This window comes from Pararcticibacter amylolyticus, assembly GCF_003130405.1.
Lineage (GTDB): Bacteria > Bacteroidota > Bacteroidia > Sphingobacteriales > Sphingobacteriaceae > Arcticibacter > Arcticibacter amylolyticus.
Map to the genome: position 1 here is coordinate 1 of NZ_QEAS01000046.1, position 9,431 is coordinate 9,431.

The following is a 9,431-nucleotide window of genomic DNA, read 5'->3' on the forward strand; positions in this document are numbered from 1 at the left end:
TATCCTCCGCTAATACCATATCCACTACTTCCGTAATATCCACCCACATTGTAACCTCCTCCTGAATATCCTCCGCTAATACCATATCCACTACTTCCGTAATATCCACCCACATTGTAGCCGCCTCCTGAATATCCTCCGCTAATACCATATCCACTACTTCCATAATATCCACCCACATTGTAGCCTCCTCCTGAATATCCTATGCCAATACCATATCCACCACTTCCTCCATATCCAGAGACACCCCAATCTCCTCCAGAATAACCAGTAGACATAAGTGAAGTACCTGGATTTTCTCCTGAAAGTCCAAAACTACTTCTAGATAGGACTCCGCCAGTACTCAATTCATTACCGCTAATTTTACTACTGTCCCCGTCAAATGAATATACCAGAGTCCCATCACCGTTATCGACAATAATTCCAGTTAAACTATTGTTATTAGTACCTCCTAATGTTTGAGCTTCTTCTGATGCAGATAATTGCTCGAAACCTGCAAGCTGCAGTCTTTTTAATCTTTTCATTTACTTTTTTTTAAGTTATTATTAATAAATGCAGCAAAAAACTTACCTCTCAATAGTATATTTTTCACTCCTCGCATTCGACAATCATATTATTAAAATCAATAACAGTTTTAGAGAAAGTATTTTTAAAAAAGCCGACTCCAACTTCACCATCAAAATTGTTGATATTCGCCACGGTATACACCTCTCTCTGGGGTCTAGCTGTGTCAATCTTTCTTCCTTCCATGTATATTTGAGGGTTTTCCACTCTGTACCGTTCCATATTTTCTTGACTATCTACAAATCCGGTGCGGGTATATGGTTGTTTTGCAGTATCGTACTTGACATATTCACAATTTGACTTGAAAAAATATGGATATGTTAAGAACAGATAATGATCAGCGCCTAAATCTAAAAAGCCAGTAAACGGGGTCTCGTTTATTTTCATATTAAGATAGAGTGCGTTTTTAATAAACATTAGATTTGAATTTGAACTTCTTTCTATAGGTTTCTGTACTTTTTTTTGTGGGATCACTATCGTATTTATTTTCCAATCAATTTCAAATCTGCCTAACATCTTTATTGTTGGAAGCCCTAAAATAATTTGTTTGCTTTTCAATAATTTATTCTCTAATTTCTGTTTGAAATCAGAGTTCATGTTACCAGGTAAGTGTGAAGTGAATTTATCTAAAAGTACAACGACCGGTATATTATAAAACTTTAGTCCATCCAATTCAATACTATCAATATATCCTTCAATTGCTTTTATTGGCTTTCCGTTTATTAAACGGATACTGTCCTGCTTAGATTTATATTTAACACTTATCTCGTCGGCCAAATCTTTCTCCATAATGCAAAACTCTGTGACGCCGGTATCAAAAAAGGTTTCTACAGTATGACCGTTATATTGAGCATCAAATCGAATGTACGTATCATCCTTTAGTTTTATCTTGATGTCTTTTCCACTTCTTATTATTCTTCGTATGGGTTCGTTCTTAAGCTTCTCTTTCAACAATAATATTTTGTTTTGCGCATCTATAGTTTCATTTTTAATGGCTTCAGGAGCCAAAGAATAAGGATTTATTTTCAAATAATTTATGTGTTTTTCAACTGCCGAAATGGCCTTTTCGAATTGCTGCTTGCCTTCATAAGTTTCACATAGTCGAACATAGTATTGACCCACAACAGGCCCTATCGTGCGGACACGGTAAGGATCGCCTAAAAATTCCTCGAAGTAGATAATGGTACTGTCGGGTTTATTAAATGCAAGCGACATGTGCATATTATATACCAGGTCCAGATCTGGTGGTAATTGAGCTTTATGCTGCAACTTAAATTCTCTGGCTTCAAAATTTCTTCCAGTCAGCAATAAATTATAAAGTTCCTGTGCATAGTTACGCTGAGCCTGTCCATAACAGAAAGCGTTAAAACATAGCAGGATTAATAATAAAAAGTATCTTCTCATATCACAACCGCTAATTATTTGTCTTTACCCAATTACTAACATAGTAATGAACTGCATAAGCATTATCCAGGCAGTCATCCAATTTCTGGTTCACTACACCAAGCCGGACTTCTTCTGCCTCAAGACCAGTAAAAGGAGAAACGAATTGAGCGGGAATGAGATAAACATCTTCCTTCTCTTCTGTTGTTAGTGTTTCATAAAGGCGAATTAAAGCATATGGTCCTGTCGTATTAAAAATAGTCAAGTTCTTATTCGTGTACTGGGGTATTAAAGTAGTCCTCGAAAAGACAAACTTGACAATCTTTTGCATAAAGGGATGATTCGGAGTGCTCATCATCATAGCGTTATTGAAAACTTTAAAAAGATTGCTTCCTACCTCCTTTTCAAGAGAGAAGCAACACGTTTTATTTTCTAATATTTCGCACATCGGCTGTAATGACTCATAATCAAAATCTACATACATACCACCTATCTTTTCTAAAATTAGATAGCGTATTGCATCCCACCGCTGAACATTAAACGGGTATTTCTGATAAACGAACCAATATTCAGGATACTCGTTTTTTACAAATTCAACCATTTTCTTATTGTCCCATAAGCGATATTCCCAATCAGGATAATCACGCTTCCATGTCTCTCCTAAAGACCTAAATTCTTGCGGAAGGGGACCATCAATTCCTGACCATATCTGATGAATAATTTTGGGTATTTTCATAACTCTAAGACATTTTTTATTATTTAAAATTCAATGATTTAACTCAATTATTTCCACCTAGTTATAGACTGAGCAGCTTGGCATGATTACTATTTTTAATGTTGTATAACCCGCATAAAATCAAATTCCGCAAATCTATGTCGACTAATTTTTGTTTGTCCGAAAACAAATCAATATTATTAAGCCAATTGTTTACATTATTTGAGTTTAAGTTATGTTCATACAATGGGCAAAATAATAGACCTTCCCAAGATTTAGTAAGGTCTATATCCAGATCATCTTGAATATCAACCTGCATAACTTTCTTTGAGAGTCTATGCGCTATCTGAGGAAGTCTATTTGATATAATATTTGCTTTATCAATAGCCTTCGCTATAGTCAAAGTGGTTCCCAAACGATGAATCAGTTTAGGATCATTCTTCATAGCTATGATTATTTTAGCAACAATCAACTCTATTATTGAACTTGCTCGTTGTTTATATTCCTTATTTTTACTAAGGTTTATCAAAAAATATAGAACAGAATTTGTATATATGATACTTTTTGTGTCAAAAATGAAATATCGAGCATACATTTCTTCACAAATACTTAACGCCACATTAATTGCTTCGTCCAATGGCACACCCATTTTCAAATTAAAATCTGTATTAGCGACTCTATTGAGCAGATATAGTCCGAAGGAAAATACAGAAAAGTCCTCCGTAAAATCATTTATCTTTCTTTGCCTTGCTTCTAAGTACATTTTTCTATCCATATCGATAAATAGATCATTCGCTTCCGGCTCTATAAATTCATCTCTGATAAGGCTGCTTAATCCCATACTAATTCCTGTGATTCCGTTGAAAAATAACAGATCCTGGCAAGTCTTTAAATCATGAAAAATTGAATCCACCAGACTATCAGCCAAATCCCGATATGGTTTACAGTTTAGTATCCGCGATGCATAATACATGTATAAAGCGATACCCATCTTACCATTTGCTAAACCAATACTTGAAGTATGGCATTCTGACATAACTAAATGGTTAGATATTTTAATGATTGTTTTTCTCATTTAGCTTATTTTTTATAACATTCTTAAAAAAGCCTGTCAAGCTTGTTGTGTAATAATCGAAAGTAAACATGGAACTCGCTTTCAGTGCATTGTCGGTTAATTTTGACATATGCTTTTTATTTTTAAGCAAGATGGCTAGATCCTCCAATTTATTGAAAAACAGACCATAGCCCAGCTCTTCAATTTTAGACTGTATAGCTACAATATGTTCTGAATTATCTCTAATAATAACAGGTAGTCCCGCGGCAGCGTATGTATTTGTGCGGGCTGGAATGTTTAAATCATCCCAGCACACATTTAAAATATTTCCATTATTGGTGCTAGCTAAATTGTGCAACCATCCTGCATCGTATTTTGAAAACTCTTCGGTCCAATTAATCTGACTGACATGATGGTGAATATGAAAATGATCTGGTGCTGATGATTTCATAGCATAATTCAACATATCTCGTGAATTATGATAGTTTTCCGTATACAAGTGTAAATGGATATTATGAGCTGCTAAGAAACGCATATCATCAGGATTGACTCCAATAAGCCTACCGGCAACCACAGTATGTATCTGGCCATCACTATTGGAAATTTTTTTTGAAGTCTTTTTTCCGAAGAAGTCACCTTTAGGAATGTCTCCGTCCAGTAAGAAGTTCATACCTGTTTTAGGAATAAACATCTCAATCCAATCTTTTGTCTCCTTATTTAAATATATCTTACCATCTGCATATGTAAATAAGTAAATTAATTTGTCCCATACTCCTCTTTGTAAACAAATAGACGGACCTTCTTTGAAATGCCAGACAAAGGGTATATCAGGTAAGCTCTTTCGAACTTCATAAGCTAAGGGAACAGCGACAAAATTAAGCAGTCCATATATGATGTCTGGCTGTATTTCTTTGATTTTTTTTTGATAATCTTCATATGTAATATCTATAACATTCCCAAAAGGTAACGATCCCACTGTGTTAAAAGTAAACTCTGGTTTAGCCCATAGTCCATACAGTTGATGCCCAGCCTGTTCCAGTGCATAAATTCGCTCAGAATTATATGCTAGCTCTCCTACTATCAAAATCTTTAGAGAATCCGGGTTTTTATCTAAAGGACGCCCTCTAAAGCCTTTGTATAATTCAACTTCATCAATAAACTTATATTTAGAGGTTTTCATCTTTATCGGGGTTTTTACTTTATAAAAAGCCCGGTATTGATTTAACCCTCCACCAAATCGCTCCCCTATAATTTTGTGCCTTTGATTTGGATGGTCAGTCCAAAAACAGGAGATTTGTTTTGTCGCAACAAAACTCCCTTTATTTATTAGTTTTAACCAATACATATCAAACAAGCTATCACAAACCCACTCTTCACGTTCCAGCCATCTATCTTTTGTTTTCTTATGTGCAGTTTGAACCAGCTGTAAGGGGTGACCATCCCTCAATCCTTGGGACTCGGTATTAGGAAAATTAACCATTATGTCATTTATATAATACCTCAAACCGCTAAAAACCAATATAGCATCGGAATATGTGATAAATTTATCCATTAAAGATTCCAGGTGATTTTCATAATAAAAATCATCAGATGGCAGATAGGCTATATAATTGTAGCTTGCGGCATCCAGCCCCTGATTAAGAACATAGCCTAAGCCCATATTATTATTATTCTCAATGTATTTTATATTAGAATTTTCCAAAAAATCGGATATAAAAAATACCGTATCATCAGTAGATCCATCGTTTATAATAATAAGCTCCCAATTTGTAAATGTTTGCTTTTGTAAACTTAATATAGCTCGCCTAATAAAAGATGCTTGATTGTAGGTGGGCATTATAACTGAAAAACCTCTTTTCATAAATTAAAAAATAATAAATCAACACATACTTCTCTTGCGTATAAATCCGCTAATACTTTATATATATCTTCACCATAAAATCCATGATTTGGAGAATTTACGATTACCATTTTAGTGAAATAAGGAACTATAACAGACAGAAACTCATTGACATCAATATTTGCGACATTGGACAAATGATGAGGGACAAATTCGATATATAAATATTTGCAATTGGACAAACACTGACCAGCCATTTTTAATGCAGCATACTCAGCCCCTTCTATATCTACAATCATGACGTCTGGATAAGGCAGCCCGTTAGACGAAACAAAGTCATCCAGGCATACGGTTTTAATGATTGTTTCTGTTGGTTGATCGTAATTATATATAAACTGATCACTGTGCGGTTTTATCTTACTCCCCCCAGTGTTTGCCTTATTTTTATAAAACAGCGAAGTTCCATACTTGTCATAAACTCCTAAATTAAAAATAGCTGCATTTGAAACATTATTTAAAAGTAAATTATACTTAAGATATTCAAATGTGTCGGGATTTGCCTCAAAACCTATAACTTTATTTGCGTGGTAAGATAAGGGTATCAATAATGTTCCAATATGAACCCCGAGAAAATATACAGTGTAATCTTTTTTTATTATTTTGTTTAAAAAATGAATCTTATCCAAATCATATTGTCCATGATGCCCTAGTCTTCTATTAATTTCTGTATCCATAGGACTCGATAGTAAGGCACCATTATGTGTTTCAAATAGTACACTCTTTGCATGTGTTCCAAAAAGCCTTTTAAAACAACTTTCTTGGAAGGTGCTGATATAGCTCAACAGAGTAAAATGATTTACGAATAATTGTTGCTCTTTTTTTCTTTTAAAAAAAGGTGTTTTTTCTATTATATTAATCTTGATTTTCAAGATATAAATCTTAGCACTCAAGATATTCAGCTTCAGTCCTAGCATACTAACATATATTTGGTTTATTCAAGATTCCTATTCTAAATCCATTCGACGTTGTCGTTTGTGCATTACAAGGGAATTGATTAAGTAGGCCAGTCTCATTACGTCTGGTATTGGTAGTCTATTCAGATTCATCCGCTTTGTGATTTCGGTCACAACCGCTTACCTTCCATGTCTTTATTTTCAGAAATCCCAACTCTATAGCTGTTGGGTCAAAATGAATTAAGAGGGCTGAAATTAAACTCTTTCCATCTGCCACCCCAACAAATGTTGTGAAAAATGCCTTCTTCTCGGTCGATATTTATCAAGCTCTACAAATACATGGTATCGCCCCTTGAGAAGATGTTGAATTTAATAGAATCTTGATGATAAGGCACCTTAAGCCAAATACGGATGCCTGCTCTTACTACTACTTCGACTAATGTAACTGGAAACTGAAACTATCCTTGTGAAAACACTTTCTATCAGTAGAAAGAATAGTTAATTAAACACCGATCATGGTGCTCAATTTAATTCCTTCAACTAAATGAGCAGCGTCTGATGCGGGTAATTGCTAAAAATCGTTAAATAGAATTCTTTTTGATTTTTTCATGATTTTGGTTTTTAAGAATACTGATTGGTTTCTTTATTTTCGAAGCATACATTAGGTTAATACAAATGTTGATGATAATTAAATTAGTGGTTATTTATGTAAGGCCTTAAACATAGCGTAAATATAAGGGATGTATATATAATCGATTCATCAATTCGTCTCAAAAATTATACATTTTGTCTTATTGGCTATAGAAAACTGGGAGGCGCGAGTACTCATTCCGCAACTATAGTTTGACGTTGATAGTCGGAGAAGATTGAAGTTTTTCCCTGGTAAATGTCGTCGTCTTAGTGTAACAGCAAACATATATAAAAAAAAATCCGTAGAGGGCAGCTTTGATTAGATATTTCGAAAGATAGGATTGGCCCCTTGAGACCTGTTTCATTGTTCAGAACCTCTTGCCAGTATCTCCTCCTCATCTATCTAGAATTCGAGATAAAAAACTGACTTGCTATATCCAATAATTTCTTCCTCAGTTAAAACCCTCAGAATGGTGGCTCTGATATTCAGAAAGGGAAGTGTGACTATAAACCTTCTATTTCATCTGGAGTTAAATCAGGGCCTTTTGCAATATTTGTTACCGAAATCCCCAGTTTCCTGGCATTGATCCCTTCTTTTCATGTATCTTAGTTTCGGTTCTTGTACGCTCTTTCTCTGCTCCTCTTTGGAAAAGCATATCCTTTTCTTTCCGGAAAAATTGACTTACCGCTTGTATAACCTTTTCAAATTGTGGTTGTATACTGCTCTGGATATGTGATACTATTAAAGAAGGCATAGCGCGTCACGGAAATCCTGAGATAATCAATAGCGATCAGGGCAGTCAGTTTATCAGTTATGAGTATACAGAGCTCCTAAAAGCAACAATAATCAGATCAGTATGGATGGCAAAGGCAGGGCGATGGATAATGTTTTATAGAACGCCTTTGGAAAAGTTGAAACAGGAATGTGTTTATCTGAATTCGCAGGAAGATTGATTAAGCCTTTACCCGGAATAAAAGAAGTGGTTCGACTTTTTATAATTATAAAAGACACATCAGAGCCTGGGAAATCACCCTCTGCCGATCTGTTCAATGCTGCTTAGCTGTTATCAACATTGATTTTTAAAGAGAAAAAAGTAACAAGAAAGAGCCTGCAATAAAATAGCAAAGCTTATTATTGTAGTAGTCTCGTCCTAAGAAGTGGGTCCATTAAAGAAGAAATGTGATTACTATCCGTTTGGAGCACGTTATAAAAGAAATGATTATCCGGTCAGTGATAGCCGCCAGGAAAACACTTTTAAAAGTATTGCGGAGAAAAGGAAGTCTTAAATTGTCCTGTCAGGCTCAGATCATCCCCTGACCACTTCCTGATTGCATTATGAATGTTGCCGCTTATCTCCCTCTTATGTACCGCATAGAACCCGCCTTTCTCATGAAAAAGGCGGGTTCTATATGGTACTTAGCCTGTAAATTCCCGGCTTTATTCAGAATTAATCTAAATAACAACCAGCACTTGATCCCTGTCCTGTAATATCCCAACTTTACTCTCATAGCCGGCAGCACCGGCGCCCCTGACCCTCCAGGAACCTCCTTCTGAGTACGTGATCCTCCCGGGCCTCCGACGCTTCAGCAGCCACAAAAGACAAAAACAATATGGCAATATTAGAAAGAAATGGTGCCCTGCACGGAACGGCGGGAACCGTGGTATTCCGCAGGTTCCGGAACAGTACGGTGGTGCAGGGCCTTCCCAAAAGGAAGAAAAAGCAGACCCCGGCTAGTCAAGCGAGTGCCGGTGAGTTTGGGCTGGCCAGCACAGCGGCAGCTGCTATCCGGCTGGTCCTGCGGTCCGTGTTCCGCAACCGGCATGACGGGGCGATGGTGAACCGCTTCAACAGTGCTGTCTACCAGAGTATCTTAAGGAGTAAAACCGCCCTGCGCGGTGCACGCGACCTCCACGACGGCGATCTGAGCTGCCTGGAGGGTTTCGAGTTCAATGCAAATAGCCCGCTCAGGGAAGCGCTGAAGGTGAGGCCCTCGGTGTCGCTGACCAGCGGGGGAAAGATCCGCGTACAGATGGACGGATGGGGCAAGCTTAGCGGGTTGAAAATTCCTTCTGCGGTAATAGAGGCGACTGACAGCTACCGGCTGAGGTTCCTGGTCACGGCCCTGAACTTCCGCAGTGAATTTTATGAGTATGTTGCGGTAAAGGATGTGACGGTGACGGACTGGAAGGATATGGAGGCGCTGGACTTTGAGATGGAGGGGACGATCCCGGAAGGGTGTATGGTAATAGTGACGGCCTCGCTGGATTGCCTGGGCGTCAGTGATACGGGT

At 36.9% G+C, this 9,431-nt stretch carries 7 protein-coding genes and 1 pseudogene; 2 read left to right on the forward strand and 6 right to left on the reverse strand.

Translation table 11 applies throughout. The features are described from left to right. From DDR33_RS26525 to DDR33_RS24675, 6 genes are all read right to left on the reverse strand, one after another. On the reverse strand, positions 1–524 hold a 524-nt coding region (locus DDR33_RS26525; protein ID WP_202913842.1), incomplete at its 3' end, for a hypothetical protein. 64 nt (positions 525–588) lie between these two features. Continuing rightward, the gene (locus DDR33_RS24655; protein ID WP_109418459.1) at positions 589–1,968 is read right to left on the reverse strand and encodes a retropepsin-like aspartic protease; all 1,380 of its coding nucleotides are present in this window, start codon (positions 1,966–1,968) and stop codon (positions 589–591) included. A gap of 10 nt (positions 1,969–1,978) precedes the next feature. Beyond that, a complete protein-coding gene (locus tag DDR33_RS24660; protein WP_109418460.1) occupies positions 1,979–2,683 on the reverse strand; it encodes a glycosyltransferase family 32 protein in 705 nt (234 codons plus the stop codon). A 61-nt stretch (positions 2,684–2,744) separates the two neighbouring features. Continuing rightward, positions 2,745–3,737: a lanthionine synthetase LanC family protein gene (locus DDR33_RS24665; RefSeq protein ID WP_109418461.1), complete on the reverse strand. Its 993-nt coding sequence runs from the start codon at positions 3,735–3,737 to the stop codon at positions 2,745–2,747. Then, entirely contained in the window at positions 3,718–5,577 is a 1,860-nt protein-coding gene (locus DDR33_RS24670) for a glycosyltransferase family 2 protein (protein WP_109418462.1), read from the reverse strand. The genes DDR33_RS24665 and DDR33_RS24670 overlap by 20 nt, the downstream gene beginning before the upstream one ends. Beyond that, entirely contained in the window at positions 5,574–6,485 is a 912-nt protein-coding gene (locus DDR33_RS24675) for an FkbM family methyltransferase (RefSeq protein ID WP_158280867.1), read from the reverse strand. Before DDR33_RS24675 ends, DDR33_RS24670 begins: the two co-directional genes overlap by 4 nt. Positions 6,486–7,886: 1,401 nt before the next feature. Here DDR33_RS24675 and DDR33_RS26830 point away from each other — a divergent pair. Both DDR33_RS26830 and DDR33_RS24685 read left to right on the forward strand, forming a co-directional pair. After that, positions 7,887–8,087: pseudogene (locus tag DDR33_RS26830) on the forward strand (IS3 family transposase); the annotation flags it as partial. A 663-nt stretch (positions 8,088–8,750) separates the two neighbouring features. Continuing rightward, the coding region (locus DDR33_RS24685) for a hypothetical protein (RefSeq protein ID WP_109418465.1) at positions 8,751–9,431 on the forward strand (681 nt) is incomplete at its 3' end.

Coding starts and splice junctions, on each gene's coding strand:
- DDR33_RS24655 (WP_109418459.1), bottom strand. CDS start 1,968: ATGAGAAGATACTTTTTATTATTAATCCTGCTATGTTTTAACGCTTTC.
- DDR33_RS24660 (WP_109418460.1), bottom strand. CDS start 2,683: ATGAAAATACCCAAAATTATTCATCAGATATGGTCAGGAATTGATGGT.
- DDR33_RS24665 (WP_109418461.1), bottom strand. CDS start 3,737: ATGAGAAAAACAATCATTAAAATATCTAACCATTTAGTTATGTCAGAA.
- DDR33_RS24670 (WP_109418462.1), bottom strand. CDS start 5,577: ATGAAAAGAGGTTTTTCAGTTATAATGCCCACCTACAATCAAGCATCT.